At 37.7% G+C, this 16,193-nt stretch carries 7 protein-coding genes and 1 tRNA gene; 5 read left to right on the top strand and 3 right to left on the bottom strand.

What is annotated here, in order from left to right:
• Positions 1 to 90: 90 nt before the first annotated feature.
• Positions 91 to 696 (bottom strand): DNA-3-methyladenine glycosylase, encoded by a 606-nt coding sequence (locus FW778_RS10850; RefSeq protein ID WP_150414728.1) that lies wholly within the window; start codon positions 694 to 696, stop codon positions 91 to 93.
• A 103-nt stretch (positions 697 to 799) separates the two neighbouring features.
• On the opposite strand from FW778_RS10850, the gene FW778_RS10845 reads away from it, so the two are divergent.
• Entirely contained in the window at positions 800 to 1,555 is a 756-nt protein-coding gene (locus FW778_RS10845) for an EI24 domain-containing protein (RefSeq protein ID WP_150414727.1), read from the top strand.
• Between the two features lie 23 nt (positions 1,556 to 1,578).
• Entirely contained in the window at positions 1,579 to 2,271 is a 693-nt protein-coding gene (locus tag FW778_RS10840; RefSeq protein WP_150414726.1) for an SAM-dependent methyltransferase, read from the top strand.
• A gap of 29 nt (positions 2,272 to 2,300) precedes the next feature.
• On the opposite strand, the gene FW778_RS10835 is transcribed toward FW778_RS10840, so the two are convergent.
• A complete protein-coding gene (locus FW778_RS10835; protein ID WP_150414725.1) occupies positions 2,301 to 3,329 on the bottom strand; it encodes a DUF4407 domain-containing protein in 1,029 nt (342 codons plus the stop codon).
• Positions 3,330 to 3,696: 367 nt separating this feature from the next.
• On the opposite strand from FW778_RS10835, the gene FW778_RS10830 reads away from it, so the two are divergent.
• Positions 3,697 to 4,893 (top strand): pyridoxal phosphate-dependent aminotransferase, encoded by a 1,197-nt coding sequence (locus FW778_RS10830; protein ID WP_150414724.1) that lies wholly within the window; start codon positions 3,697 to 3,699, stop codon positions 4,891 to 4,893.
• A gap of 69 nt (positions 4,894 to 4,962) precedes the next feature.
• Positions 4,963 to 5,036 (top strand) — tRNA-Met (locus FW778_RS10825).
• Between the two features lie 225 nt (positions 5,037 to 5,261).
• Here FW778_RS10825 and FW778_RS10820 read toward each other — a convergent pair.
• Positions 5,262 to 5,993 (bottom strand): DUF4114 domain-containing protein, encoded by a 732-nt coding sequence (locus FW778_RS10820; RefSeq protein WP_150414723.1) that lies wholly within the window; start codon positions 5,991 to 5,993, stop codon positions 5,262 to 5,264.
• 839 nt (positions 5,994 to 6,832) lie between these two features.
• On the opposite strand from FW778_RS10820, the gene FW778_RS10815 reads away from it, so the two are divergent.
• Entirely contained in the window at positions 6,833 to 16,123 is a 9,291-nt protein-coding gene (locus FW778_RS10815) for a PKD domain-containing protein (protein ID WP_150414722.1), read from the top strand.
• The last annotated feature ends 70 nt before the right edge of the window (positions 16,124 to 16,193 follow it).

The following is a 16,193-nucleotide window of genomic DNA, read 5'->3' as shown; positions in this document are numbered from 1 at the left end:
TTAAGCTTTATACCAGATATTTTGCGTTAAAAAGTTAAAGCGGTTTAAATAATATTTGGCGATGAGCATCACCAATTTTGGTACTAAAATCTATTTGTTTTTGCCGCTTACGTATTTATTTCCCTTTAGATAAAACCTGTATGGGAGTAACGAATCGGCTCCTGCACTTTCAACGCCAATTCTTGCACTTGTTCCAATTTGTTCTTTATTTATTTTAAAATGATCGTCCATTAAATAAATTTTATCGCCAAGCAAATGATTGCCCGAATGGTGTTTAAAAATACCAAGCGCTTTCCCCACATTTCCTGGCCCCCGGGTGAGTGTTTTATCCGGCGTTGGTTTACCTGTTCTTTTTAACATAACATCAATTCCATCAATTGGCTCAACTGCTCTTATTAATACAGCATCCGGAATATCCTTATCATTGGTTACAATATTCATCATTTGATGAAGACCATAACATATATACACATACGCAGTGCCGGCACTGGCATACATGTGTTCATTCTTTGCGGTTCTTTTGCCGCCAAAAGAATGGGATGCCTTATCGGTAAGTGCAACGTAAGCTTCGGTTTCTACAATTCTGCCGGAAGTAATACTACCATCGAAATTGGTAACAATTATTTTTCCTATAAGATCTTTTGCTATTTCAACAACATCTTTACGCGAATAAAACGATAACGGTATTTTTTTCATAAAAAATTATTCTAAAGAGTAAAACATCAAAATAAAACTTTTAGAATAAACTAAATTATATTATCTAAGTTTGAAATCATTTGATAATGTAATAACATGATAGTTGCTTGAAGAAATAGTTATAGCGATAAGAGCATATTACGAGGCCCACAATTTTATTGTGAAGCATAAGTTGTGGAAATGGATATTAATTCCTGGAGTTATTTATGCAATCTTGTTTGGGTTTGGCATTTATATTTTTGGGCAATCTGCTGCACATGTTATTGATTATTTTTTTTCGAAAACCGGTTTAAAAATATGGCTTCAAAAGGAGCATGGAAGCTGGCTTCGTTTTATGTTCATTTTTGGCCAGCTTATTTTACAGATCATATTAATGTTGCTTTATTTTTCGTGGTTTAAATACCTGTTTCTCATTGCCGGTTCCCCGGTATTTGCATGGTTAAGTGAAAAGACACAGGCAATCATGAGCAATACCCACTATCCTTTTAATTCCCAAAAATTTTTTAAAGATATAGTGAGAGGCATTCAAATCGCATTACGCAATATGTTGTGGCAAACGGTGTATTTAGTTTCAATATTATTTTTATCGTTAGTGCCTGTTGTTGGCTGGGCCACTCCTGTATTAGCCATTTTTGTTGAATGTTATTATTTTGGTTTTTCCATGTTGGATTATACCAGCGAAAGGAAGGGCCTTTCACCTGCGGCAAGTATTGATTTTATTGGGAACCATAAAGGCCTTGCTACTGGAAATGGAATAGTTTTTTATATAATGCACGTAGCGCCTTTTGTTGGCTGGGTGTTAGCACCGGGTTATGCTGTGGTGGCTGCTACACTAAGTTTGCAACAGCGTGAAAAATAATTTCTTTTTTAAAATATTATTCAATGATTTATCTGATTCCCTCTTTTTTAGCAGAGGATGCGGTTGAAACAATTCCACCTTATGTTTTAGATGCAGTAAAGAACTGTCAGGTAATTTTTGCAGAAAATGAACGAACGGCTAGACGTTTTTTAAAAAGTATGTGCAAAGAAATTGTGATTGATAACTTCGAATGGTACGCAATTCATAAGGTGGAACAGGAGCAAATAAATACTTTCAGGCAAAAAATAAATGAGAAAAAAAATATTGCTATCATCAGTGAAGCAGGCTGCCCGGGAGTTGCAGACCCGGGACAGTTGTTGATTTATGAAGCACAAAAAATGAATGTAATAATTAAACCGTTAGTCGGCCCGAGCTCTATATTACTTGCTTTAATGGCAAGTGGTTTAAATGGCCAGCATTTTGCTTTTGAAGGATATTTGCCAATCGATAATGTTGAGAGGAACAAAAAAATAAAACAATTAGAAGAAGAGTCTTCCACAAAAAACTGCACAGAAATTTTTATTGAAACACCTTACAGGAATAATAAATTATTGGAGAGTGTTTTGCAGATTTGCAAACCTTCAACACTCCTGTGCATCGCGTCGGAAATGACGTCACCTGATGAATGGATAAAAACAAAAACAATTGCTGATTGGAAAAAAGAAAAAACAGATCTGCATAAAAAACCGGTTATATTCTTGCTATTGGGACAATAATTGCCAGATGGCGTATTCCCCTTTAAATTTTAGTCATAAACCATTAATTCCTTTTCCTTATTTCGTTTATGTATTTCCAATTTTGTTTCTGAATCTATTATTTTCTCCTGCACGTCGTTTTTTATTTTTAATTCAATTTCATTTAAGTATTCATCATAAGGGCCGCGGCTTGTTAAGCCTTTCCATGTTACGGGTAAAATATCTACCAAAATGAAAAAGATAATCAAAAACCATGTAGTGATTTTTATAATGCTGTTAGAAGCAGTTAGACGACTAAGTGCACTTTCTCTTTCCAGGTAATCGCGGCTAAAAGTAAGCCTGTTTATTTTTGATTGCCTCGCTGAATCCAGCTTCGCCATTGTATTAGCATTATCAATCTTTTTTGATTCATTGGATTGTTTTGTTTGGGCCAGTTCAGAATATAATCTGCTCAGATATGCAGTATCATATTTAAAAGTTGGACCTTCGCCAGCCTTTCCTGTTGTACGGTCATCACTTCTCACCACTCCCTTTATTTCATCATGAAGAATTCCTTCCTGGGTATGAATTGTATCAGATATTGGTCTTAAATTCCTGTCAATGGTATCTGTTTGCAATTGCAGATTTTTTTTCTGAAGTTGATAAACATTTTCAATGCTATCTACTTTTGCATGGGCCACTTCATCCATATTCACATCGATGCTTTCATGAAAATAAAGTAATACCAATGGATGCGCTACTGCTATTCCTACGAATGCTGAAAAAACTACACGTGATATGAATGCAAGCGAACTAATATCTTTTAAAACAGAACCCTTTTTTCGAAACGTTGAAATAATAAACCGGTCGAAGATAAAAACAATGCCGGCCCAAACAATTCCGGCAAGAATATATAAGTAGGGTTTTTCTACAAATGTAGAAATAGCATAGGTCATTGAAAATAAACCCAGCGTTGCGGGAACTAAAACGAGAGCGCCAAAGCCAGCATGTTTAATGTGTTCAGAGCGTGGGCATTTATCGAGAATGTCTTCATCTGAGCCTGCGCAACCGATTAAAAAACGGTATAATATTGATTTCAAAAGATTAAGTTTTTTCTTTTTGAGTAAATCGTTTACACATTCCTGTTATTATCATGCAACATCCCTGTTGCAGAATTGAAGAATATGATACTTCGTCTTTTAAGGTTGAGTAGTTGAAGAGAAACAGAATTCAAAAGTATTGATAAAGATTTGGGATATCAACAGCATTAACAGAATTTTTATAGTGTTCTATACTTATAAGATGCTTTATAGTAAAAAGGGTATTCATGTTTTAAAGATTTCACCAATAATTTCCCTGGTAAGTTTTAAAGATGAATTCATTTGATTATCTGTGTAATCGGGAAATAATTATTGTTTTAGCTTTCTTAAAAATTAATTGTATAAAGCCTCATCATATATTTGCAAAATGTTATCCATAAGCCATCGTGGTAAATTAATGCCTGCGTCTCCAATCCGTAAATTGGTTCCGTACGCGGAAACTGCAAAAAGCAAAGGCATAAAGATTTATCATTTAAATATCGGGCAACCAGATATCGAAACTCCTAAGGAGATTCTTGATGCGGTTCGTAATTCCAATTTTAAAGTCTTAGAATACAGTCATAGTGCCGGTAATGAAAGCTATCGTAAAAAATTAGTGGAATATTATCAATCGGTCAATATTACTGTAGATTACCAGGATATTATTATAACAACTGGTGGAAGCGAAGCAATTCTGTTTGGTTTTATGAGCTGTCTTGATGCAGGTGATGAAGTAATAATACCTGAGCCTTTTTATGCGAATTATAACGGATTTGCTGTGGCCGCAGGTGTTGTAGTGAAGCCAATTACTTCCTCAATTGAAACAGGTTTTGCTTTGCCGCCCATAGAAGAATTTGAAAAAGTAATTACTGATAAAACAAAGGCAATTGTAATTTGTAATCCGAACAACCCGACAGGATATTTATACAGAAAGGATGAAATGGCAGTTCTCAAAACGATTGTTCAGAAGCATAACTTATATTTATTTTCCGATGAAGCTTACCGGGAATTTTGTTATGAAGGTGAACATTTCAGCGCCATGCAGCTAACGGGTGCGGAAGAAAATATGGTGATGATGGACACCATCAGCAAGAGATACAGCGCCTGCGGTGCAAGAATAGGTGCTTTGGTAACAAAAAATAAAAAGGTAATTGAAACGGTTCTGAAATTTGCGCAGGCGAGATTAAGTCCTCCCACATTTGGGCAGATTATAGGTGAAGCAGCTATCGATCTTCCTGGAGGTTATTTTGAACGAACAAAGGCTGAATATAAATTACGCCGAAATTTAATTGTTGAAAGGCTAAACAACATTCCTGGTGTATTTTGTCCCCAACCCGGCGGCGCATTTTACGCAATGGCTTCATTACCCATAGATGATGCCGATAAATTTTGCCAATGGCTGCTTGAATCATTTAGCTATAAAAATGCGACTGTAATGCTGGCTCCCGCTTCAGGATTTTATGGTACAGAAGGCCTTGGTAAAAAAGAAGTGAGACTTGCGTATGTATTAAATGCCGAGTCCATTAATAAAGCCATGGATTGTCTTGAGAAAGCTCTTGAAATATACCCTGGGCGTAAGTCTTAAAATAATTTTGAATAGCTTCTTTTTTCCTGTTGCTTTTTTCTGTAATACATTATCTTTGCCGCCCAAAATGTCGGGGTAGCTCAGCTGGTTAGAGCATCGGATTCATAACCCGAAGGTCGGCAGTTCAAGTCTGCTCCCCGATACAAAATACTTGTTGATCAATTTCATCTGAAACGGGTTGCGCTTTAGCAGCCCGTTTTTATTTTAAGCGTTGAAGCTATGGTGAATTTAAAAATATTGTATCTGAACCCTAATCTTAAAGGGAAGAACTGGCAATTAAATTTGCATAATTATTTGAATCCCTATACAGTATTTCTATCCTGAAGGCTAAGACGATCTCTCACCCTAATTACTTATAATACCCTTTCTTAAGGAGTAACGGTACAATAAAATAATACGTCGTTAAAATCATTATCGCACTGAGAAGTTGTTCTGTCGGAATCCTCGAATCCTACTATTACCTTTTTTGAAGGGGCATAATTCACCAAAACTGCATGCTTTTTTAAGTTGGGATCAACTTCGGGATTTAAGGCATCATTGGTACAAAAATGTACCGCGTTATTGTTCAAATCATGAGAGGTTGAATTCCACGCGTTTTGCATCAATACAAAACCAATGGAAGTTCCTGGCTGAAAATTGCCAATCTTAACCTTATCGCCCGGGGTTAAAGGGGTAAGATTTCCGGCGTTAGGGAAAACGTATGTTATGAGGTGAATATCGTTAGCACTTGCAGGGGGTAAACTGGTAGGGTACGTGTAAAAAGCAATCGAGTTTTTAAAGCCTCCGTCTTCTTTAACATAGGTTATATATACGTCAGATGGTTGGGTGATTGCAATATCGGCGATAGCAGTATTAATTAAAAATTCCGGGTGTCTTGGCCTTAAATCTACTCCATTTGGCAAAAGCGTGTCTATATATGCGAGCAAGTCAGGAGAAATAGTATCTGGAGTGGCTAAATAATCCGGCATTCCTGATGAAGTGTAGGTACCTAAAGTTTCGTAACTCGTTGCAGTAAATTTTACAGGTTTAGACGCAGGAGATTTGCTACAGGAATAAAACATGAAAGCAATTGCTATTGGCAAATAAATTATTTTTTTCATTTTTTGTAAATTTTGAGAAATAAATGTTTCAGAGTTAATTTTTAATATTTTGATATATGAGTTTGCATAATCAAAAATGTTGCCATAGATTATTCAAGGGATCGATTTGTACTCTATTTCCTTTCAAAGGTACGCCACATTTAATAATCAATTAGACTAGTTTTTCAGTGACTAATAAGTCTGGTTTATGATATATAAACGACAAATTAGCCCTAAAAGTATTACACGCACAAATAATTTGAACTTATTCCATTTAGCATTAACAATTATACGCATAACAAAATGCGATTTTTGCCTTAGGATAATTTATCATTATATCCCTCCAAATTTTGTCTAAGTAATGGGAAATTTTTAGAAGCATGCGTACCAATACTTTCATAATACGTGATATTACTGTTGTTGCTTAAAGTAGTATTACTTTAAGTCTATTTAGGCCGCAATAATCCAAAAAAGCTGGCGTTTTTAGTCAGTGTATGAATATCAATTTTTATACTTTTTGATCTTGAATTTAATACACAAAATCTAATGCTAAATCCATATTGTAAAAACCTAAAAGAATCACCATGATTTTCAATTACGCCGAATCGGAATTTCTCTAGCTCTAAAGCAAATATCAATACGTCCATTTCTTCCCTAACATTCAATGGATTCATATCCCTTAAGAAATAAAAGGGAGATTTTTTATCATATCAACTTCTCAGATTATAGAGAAATTATTTGTTGGTATGTCGTTCAGTGATATAGGATCTACGATCCAAAAATTTATCGCTGATTGTGAATTTTAAGTACTATAAAATTAGCATACTTGCTGGATAATCCTAGTGCTAATCCGATAATCTATGAAATCGAAATTGTTATTAGTTGTATTCACAACTCTTTGTTTTGCAGCGAATGCAACCACTTATTATATTTCGGCATCCGGAAATGACGCCAACAACGGCACTTCTACTTCCACTCCATGGAAATCTTTAAACAAACTTAATTCTTATTTTAGCCTGTTACTGCCTGGCGATAATATTCTATTTAACAGGGGCGATGTATTTTATGGAAATATTACAGTAAATGCAAGTGGCAAAGCGGGTTTACCATTAACGATCAGCGCTTACGGTACTGGAGCAAATCCTGTAATTACGGGTTTTACTAATGTCACGGCGTGGACAAATTTAGGTGGGAATATTTGGGAAAGTACAAATGCAATCTCAACCTTATCAACCTGTAATATGGTTGTAATTAATGGCGTGAACACTCCTATGGGAAGATGGCCGAATACGGGGTGGCTTACTTATGAAAGTTTTTCAAGTTCAACATCAATAACAAGTTCTTCTTTAAATTCTTCTGCTATAAACTGGACCGGGGCAACGGCTGTGATTAAAAAAGAAAGGTACATTTTTACCAAACCTACTATAACGAGTGCCACCGGTGGGACATTAAACTTCGCAAGTGACGGGCATAATGGAAGAGCAAATTGGGGCTTTTTCATCCAGAATGACTCAAGAACACTGGACATGCAAAATGAATGGTATTACAATCCATCCACAAAAAAAATACGTGTGTATTCAACTTCAATTCCGGTTAAAGTACAGTTGGCAGGTGTAGAAGCACTTGTAACAGCTATCAACGTAAGTTATATAGCCTTTGATGGTATTGATTTTACAGGGGCCAATACAGAAGCATTTTATGTTGGGAATTTTGCTAATTGCAAAATTATAAATTGTTCATTTAATTTCAACTTTCAGGCGTTGCAAGGCAAAGCATTGGGTGGGTCATCTGCCAATCTACTTATTAATAATAATACCTTTAATCATACAAATAATAACTGCATTGAGTATGGGACAGAATTTACAAATTCTACAGTTACAAATAATACTATTAAAAACACATCCGTATTTGAAGGAATGATGGGAAGCGGTCAGTCAGGGTGGGGGATAAGCGTAACAAGTTCAAATACTTTAATTGAAAACAACGAAGTCGATACAAGTGGTTATATAGCCATTGGTTTTAACTGTACTGATAACAGCCCCAATCGAGTTAAAAATAATTATGTTAATTACTTCTGTTTTCTTAAAGATGATGGTGGAGGGATTTATTCTGGTAACGCACAAAAAAATCAAATAATAGATAGCAATATTATTGTAAACGGCATTGGCAATAATACAGGGACAACATCGACAAATTTTTCAGCAGTTGGAATCTATTGCGACGATAACTCGAGTGGTTTTTATCTTAGAAACAATACAGTCGCAAATTGTAATACCGGTATATATTTACATAATGCGAATAATATCGCTGTCACGTATAATAATATTTATGATTGTGGCTTAGGATTATTTGTAAGTAACGATAATATTTCATTTTTTACAACTAATATCTATTCTCATCAAAACACGATTATCGCCAAAACGACTGGCGCTGATTTCACACCGCAAGATCAAAGAACAGTATGCTTCGCAACAATACATACATCCGGTAACGATATACGTAATTTTGGAGATATTGATAGTAATTATTATGCAAGGCCAATAGACGATAATCTGACTATAAGGTATACGTTATATGGTGCTGCAGATAATGATGCCAATTTAACGATGTGGCAAACTTATTCAGGATTTGACGTTCATTCTCACAAGTCACCAAAAACTATAACTGATTTAAATGATCTTTTGTTTTCCTATAATTCTAGGCTAGTTAATAATACTTCAACGCTCAATGCCACTTATATCGATGTGAAAAACATTTCCTATCCCGGAACGATAACTTTACCTCCCTATTCTTCGGCTGTTCTTATAAAAAATGGAGCAACAATTAATCAACCGCCATTAGCTAATGCAGGCCAGGACCAAACGATAACCTTACCAACCAATTCTTTGACACTTTCCGGAAGCGGTACAGATTCTGACGGAACGATTTCTTCATACCAATGGACAAAGATATCAGGCCCATCTAGCTATAGCATTTTAAATTTCACATCACCAGGTACATCCATTACCGGTCTTGTTCAGGGCATATACCACTTCCAGTTAACGGTCACCGATAACAATGGCGCAACAGGAATTGATACTATGCAGGTAACAGTAAATCCTGCGCCTAACCAACCCCCGGTGACCAATGCAGGGTCAGATCAAACAATAACATTACCTCTTAATGCCGTAACTCTCACTGGAAGTGGCAGTGATCCTGATGGAACTATATCATCATACCAATGGACGTTAATATCCGGTCCTTCAGGTTATAATATTGTAAATGCAAATTCATCCGGCACCGATGTTACGGGTCTGGTTCAGGGAACTTACCAGTTTCAATTAACAGTTACCGATAATAATGGCGCAACTGCAACAGATGTGGTTTTGGTAACAGTAAATGCTGCATTAAATATTTCACCCATTGCTAATGCAGGTTCTGACCAAACAGTAACGTTACCAACAAACACGATAACACTGTCCGGAAGCGGCAGTGATACAGATGGAACAGTTGTAAGTTACATATGGACGGAAGTATCCGGTTCTTCAGGGTATAATATTGTAAACGCAAATGCGCCCGGAACCGATGTTACGGGTTTGGTTCAGGGAACTTACCAGTTTCAGTTGACTGTTACTGATAACAATGGTGCAATAGGGACTGATATAATGCAGGTAACCGTAAACTCTGCTCCAAATATATCTCCTGTAGCTAATGCGGGGACGGATCAAACAATAACTTTACCAGCGAATACACTAACACTTTCGGGAAGCGGAAGTGATGCAGACGGAACTGTTGTAAATTATGCGTGGACGGTGATATCCGGCCCTTCATCTTACAATATTGTAAACGCAAATTCACCAGGTACAGATGTTACGGGTTTGGTTCAGGGAACCTACCAATTTCAATTAGCAGTTACTGATAACAATGGTGCAATAGGAACTGATATAATACAGGTAACCGTAAACGCTGCTCCAAATCAACCACCGGTTGCTAATGCAGGCCCGGATCAAACAATAACATTACCAACAAATACAATAACACTTTCAGGAAGTGGCAGTGATGCAGACGGAACAGTTGTAAGTTATGTATGGACAGTAATATCCGGCCCTTCAGGCTATAATATTGTAAACCTAAATTCACCGGTTACGGATGTTACAGGATTGTTGCAGGGAGTTTATAAGTTTCAATTAGAAGTGACTGATAATAATGGTGCAACTGCAACAGATATTACGCTGGTAACCGTGAACGCTGCTCCAAACATTTCTCCTGTAGCCAATGCAGGAATGGATCAAATAATAACATTACCTGTAGATACAATCACACTTTCCGGAAGTGGCAGTGATGCAGATGGAACTATATCATCATACCAATGGACTGAAATATCCGGCCCTTCATCTTATAATATTGTAAATGCAAATTCACCAGGTACAGAAGTTACGGGTTTAGTTCAGGGAACTTACCAGTTTCAATTGACAGTTACCGATAACAATGGTGCAATAGGAACTGATATAATGCAGCTGACAGCAAATGCTGCCGGTAACATTTCTCCTGTAGCCAATGCAGGAATGGATCAAATAATAACATTACCTGTAGATACAATAACACTTTCGGGAAGTGGCAGTGATGCTGACGGAACAGTTGTAAGTTATGTATGGACGGCAATATCCGGTCCTTCAGGGTATAATATTGTAAACGCAAATTCACCAGGTACAGAAGTTACGGGTTTAGTTCAGGGAACTTACCAGTTTCGATTGACAGTTACCGATAACAATGGTGCAATAGGAACTGATATAATGCAGCTAACAGTAAATCCTGCGCCTAATCAGCCTCCTGTTGCCAATGCAGGAACTGATCAAACAATAACTTTACCGACGAATACAGTAACACTTTCGGGAAGTGGAAGCGACTCAGATGGAACCGTTGTAAGTTATACATGGACAGAAATATCCGGCCCTTCATCTTATAATATAGTGAATGCAAATTCACCATCTACAGATGTTACAGGTTTGGCTCAGGGTATATACCAGTTTCAGTTAACAGTTACTGATAACATTGGAGCAACAGCAACAGATATTGTCTCAATAACAGTAAATCCTGTGCCTAATCAGCCCCCTGTAGCCAGTGCAGGAATTGATCAAACAATAACTTTACCAACGAATACAGTAACACTTTCGGGAAGCGGAAGCGACTCAGATGGAACCGTTGTAAGTTATGCATGGACGATGATATCCGGCCCTTCATCTTATAATATAGTGAATGCAAATTCACCATCTACAGATGTTACAGGTTTGGTTCAGGGCGTATACCAGTTTCAGTTAACAGTTATTGATAATAGTGGAGCGACAGCAACAGATATTGTCTCAATTACAGTGAATGCCGCTGCCAACATACCTCCTGTAGCCAATGCAGGAATTGATCAAACAATAACTTTACCAACGAATACTGTGACACTTTCGGGAAGCGGAAGCGACTCAGATGGAACTGTTGTAAGTTACACATGGACAGAAATATCCGGCCCTTCAGGTTATAATATTGTAAATCCAAATTCATCCTTTACAGACGTAACCGGACTTGTTGAAGGAGTTTATCAGTTTCAATTACAGGTTACCGACAACAATGGAGCCATAGGAACCGATATAGTACAGGTAACAGTAAATGCTGTCACTAATATACCTCCTGTAGCAAATGCGGGGCTGGATCAAACAATAACATTGCCTGCCGATTCAGTGACCTTTTCCGGAATTGGTAGTGATGCAGATGGAGTAGTAGTAAGTTATGCATGGTCAAAAATATCAGGTCCTTCAGCTTATACCATAGTTAATCCTGCATTACCATCTACAAATGTTACAGGTTTGATTCAGGGTGTGTATCTTTTCGAATTGCAGGTAACCGACGATAATGGAGCAACATCGGCTGATACAATACAGGTAACAGTAAACGCAGCTACGAACATACCTCCTGTAGCAAATGCAGGATCAGACCAAACAATAACACTGCCAACAAATTCCGTAACCCTTTTTGGAAATGGGTCCGATGCAGATGGATCAATTGTTGGATATAACTGGACAAAAATATCAGGTCCATCAGGATATACAATTATAAATGCAACATCGGCCTCTACTGATGTTACCGGTCTTGTGCAGGGGCTATACCAGTTTCGACTAAAAGTCACCGATAATAACGGGGCAACAGGAACCGATACAATACAAGTTACAGTTAATATTTCTGGGAATGTTTCTCCTGTTGCCAACGCAGGTTCAGATCAAACAATAACATTGCCAACAGATTCAGTAACTCTTTCGGGAAGCGGAACGGATACCGATGGAACAATCGTGGGATATACCTGGACACAGATATCAGGTCCTTCATCTTATAATATTTTAAATGCAACATCATCATCCACCAGCGTTACAGGTTTGGTTCAGGGAGTATATCAATTTCAACTGGAAGTTACTGATAATTCCGGCGCAACAGGAACCGACATAGTTCGGGTAATTGTTAATGCTCCACCAAATATATCTCCGGTCGCCAATGCAGGAGCAGATCAAACCATAAAACTACCGGTAAACTCTGTAACTCTTTCAGGGAGCGGCACTGATTCAGATGGCACAGTTGTGAGTTATGAATGGACAGAGATATCCGGCCCGTCAAGTTACAATATTGTAAATGCAACTTCTGCTGCCACAGATATTACTGGCCTTGTAAAAGGGATATACAAGTTTCAATTAAAAGTCACCGATAACGATGGGGCGACAGGAACCGATATAGTTAAGATAACAGTTAACGGTTCAGGGAATATAGTCCCTGTTGCAAATGCAGGATCAGATCAATCAATAACATTACCAGGTAATACAATAACACTTTCTGGAAGTGGTACCGATGCCGATGGATCAGTTGTAAGTTATAACTGGACATTAATGTCAGGCCCTTCAGGTTATAATATTGTAAACGCAAATTTACCTGCGACAGATATTACGGGGTTGGTTGAGGGAGTCTATCAGTTTCAATTAAAGGTTACTGATAATAAAGGAGCCATTGGAACAGATATTGTACAAGTAACTGTAAATTCCGCCCCTAACCAACCTCCCGTTGCAAATGCAGGTTCAGATGAAAGTATAACATTGCCAACAAATTCAGTAACACTTTCTGGAAGTGGTACCGATGCCGACGGATCAGTTGTAAGTTATAAATGGACATTAATATCAGGCCCTTCAGGCTATAGTATTATAAATGCAAATTTACCCGCTACAGATGTTACAGGTTTGGTTGAGGGAGTATACCAATTTGAGTTAACAGTTACAGATAATAGCGGCGCTATAGGAACAGACGTAATAGAGGTAACAGTAAATGCAGCGCCAAACACTCCTCCGGTTGCAAATGCAGGCCTGGATCAAATTATAACTTTGCCAACGAATACAGTAAAATTTTCTGGAAGTGGTAGCGATGTTGATGGATCAGTTGTAAGTTATAAATGGACATTAATATCAGGCCCTTCAGGCTATAATATTGTAAACGCAAATTTACCTGCTACAGATGTTACAGGTTTGGTTGAGGGGATATACCAATTTGAGTTAACGGTTACAGATAACAGCGGCGCTATAGGAACAGATGTAATACAGGTGACTGTAAATGCAATGCCAAACCAGCTTCCGGTCGCAAATGCAGGCCCGGATCAAATTATAACATTGCCAACCAATTCCTTGACACTATCAGGAAGCGGCAGTGATGCTGACGGAACAGGTGTAAGTTATCAATGGACAAAAATATCCGGCCCCGCCAGTTATAATATTTTAAATGGAACATTAGCTAATTCAGATGTCAATAACCTTGTACAAGGAATATATCAGTTTGAATTAAAAGTTACCGATAATAATGGAGCAACAGCAACTGACATAATGCAGGTTATAGTAAATGCAGCGCCAAACCAACCACCACTTGCAAATGCCGGATCAGATCAGATTATAACATTACCAACCAATTCATTAACACTATCGGGAAGCGGCAGTGATGCAGATGGAACAATTGTAAGTTATCAATGGACAAAAATATCCGGCCCCGCCAGTTATAATATTTTAAATGCAACACCAGCTACTGTAGATGTTAATAATCTTGTACAAGGAATATATCAGTTTGAATTAAAAGTTACTGATAATAACGGAGCAACAGCAACTGATATAATGCAGTTGACAGTAAATGCTGCTCCAAACCAACCGCCAGTTGCAAATGCCGGATCAGATCAGATTATAACATTGCCAACCAATTCATCGACACTTTCGGGAAGTGGTAGTGACGCAGATGGAACTGTGGTGAGTTACAAATGGACAAAAATATCCGGGCCTTCCAGTTATAGTATTAAGGATTCGACATCAGCCATTACAGCTATTAACAGCCTCGTAGAAGGAGTATATCAATTTGAATTGACGGTAACAGATAATGATGGAGCAATAGCAATCGATGAAGTTCAGGTAACTGTAAATGCAGCGCCAAATATACCGCCTGTTGCAAATGCAGGCACAGATAAAATTATTACTTTACCAACTAATTTAGTAACGATTTCAGGAAGCGGTAATGATGCAGATGGAACAATTGTGAGTTATCAATGGACAAAAATATCTGGCCCCGCCAATTATAATATTTTAGATGCAACAACAGCTACTATTGATATTAATAGCCTTGTAGAGGGTGTATACCAATTTCAATTAAAAGTTACAGATAATAAAGGAGCATCAGCAACTGATATCATGCAGGTAACAGTAAATGCTGCACCAAATGTACCACCAGTTGCAAATGCGGGCCCGGATCAAATTATAACATTGCCTGCAAATACCTTAACGATTTCGGGAAGTGGTAGTGACGCAGATGGGACAGTTGTTGGCTATTTATGGACAAAGGTATCGGGTCCTGCAAATTATAATGTTGTAAATCCTACTTCATCTGTTACGGGTATTAACGGCCTTGTTCAGGGAGTATACCAGTTTCAATTAAAAATTACCGACAATAAAGGAGCAACCTCAACTGATATAATGCAGGTAATAGTAAATGCCGCCGCTAACAAGGCTCCCGTTGCAAATGCAGGTGCAGATAAATCGATAACATTGCCAACAAATTCCTTAACGGTTTCAGGAAGTGGAAGTGATGCAGACGGGATAGTAGCAAGCTATCAATGGTCAAAAATATCCGGGCCAACAAGCTATAATATTGTAAATCCAACATCTGCTGTTACAGATATAAATGGTTTGGTGCAGGGAGTATATCAATTTGAATTAAGAGTTACTGACAACAATGGTGCAAGAGGAAGAGATACTGTGCAGATTACAGTTAATGCTGCTGTTAATATTCCCCCTATAGCCCATGCGGGCCCAGATATAACCATTACCTTACCTGTTAATACAGCATCATTAGCCGGAAGCGGCAGTGATGCAGATGGGACCGTTGTAAGTTATGTATGGACAAAGATATCCGGCCCTTCAACGTATAACATTATAAATGCATCTTCACCTGTTACTGATGTTTGGGGCCTTTTAAAAGGTGTATATAAATTTGAAATAATAGTTACGGATAATAAAGGAGCAACAAGTAGGGACACAATGCAAATAACTGTAAACTCAGCCACCAACATAGCGCCTGTTGCAAATGCAGGTAAGGACCAAACTATAACCTTACCAACTAATAGTGTGTCCCTCACCGGAAGTGGCACTGATGCAGATGGAACAATTGTTGGATATTCATGGAAACAAATATCCGGTCCTTCAGCCAGCGTGATCGCGTCCACAAATAGTGCAAAGACCTCAGCAAATGGGCTTGTTGGAGGCACCTATGAATTTGAACTCACTGTAATCGATAACCTGGGAGCAGTTGGTAAAGATACGGTGGCAATAGTGGTAGCAGAACCAAGGCTTAATCTCAATGTTCAAACTAATACCCTAATGGCATGTCCAAACCCAGTGATTGACGAAACAACTTTGGAAATCAAGACATCACAAGTGTATTCTAAGCTTTTGCTTATTGTTACCGATATGAATGGAAAGATTGTATATAAAAAAGAAATAACTGGTGGACAAACCGAACTTAAAGAGAAACTGAATATGAGCAATCTCATCAAAGGAACATATGCAATAACAATATATTACAGTGACAAAGAGAAGCAAAGTATTAAAGTGATAAGGTTATAATGAAAAATGAGCGATATATTTAAAGGACCACTATTTACCTATCGCAATTTATCGCATAATCGTGTACGGA

This window comes from Ginsengibacter hankyongi (assembly GCF_008710285.1).
Taxonomy (GTDB): domain Bacteria; phylum Bacteroidota; class Bacteroidia; order Chitinophagales; family Chitinophagaceae; genus Ginsengibacter; species Ginsengibacter hankyongi.
This window is presented reverse-complemented; position numbering and strand designations above follow the sequence as displayed.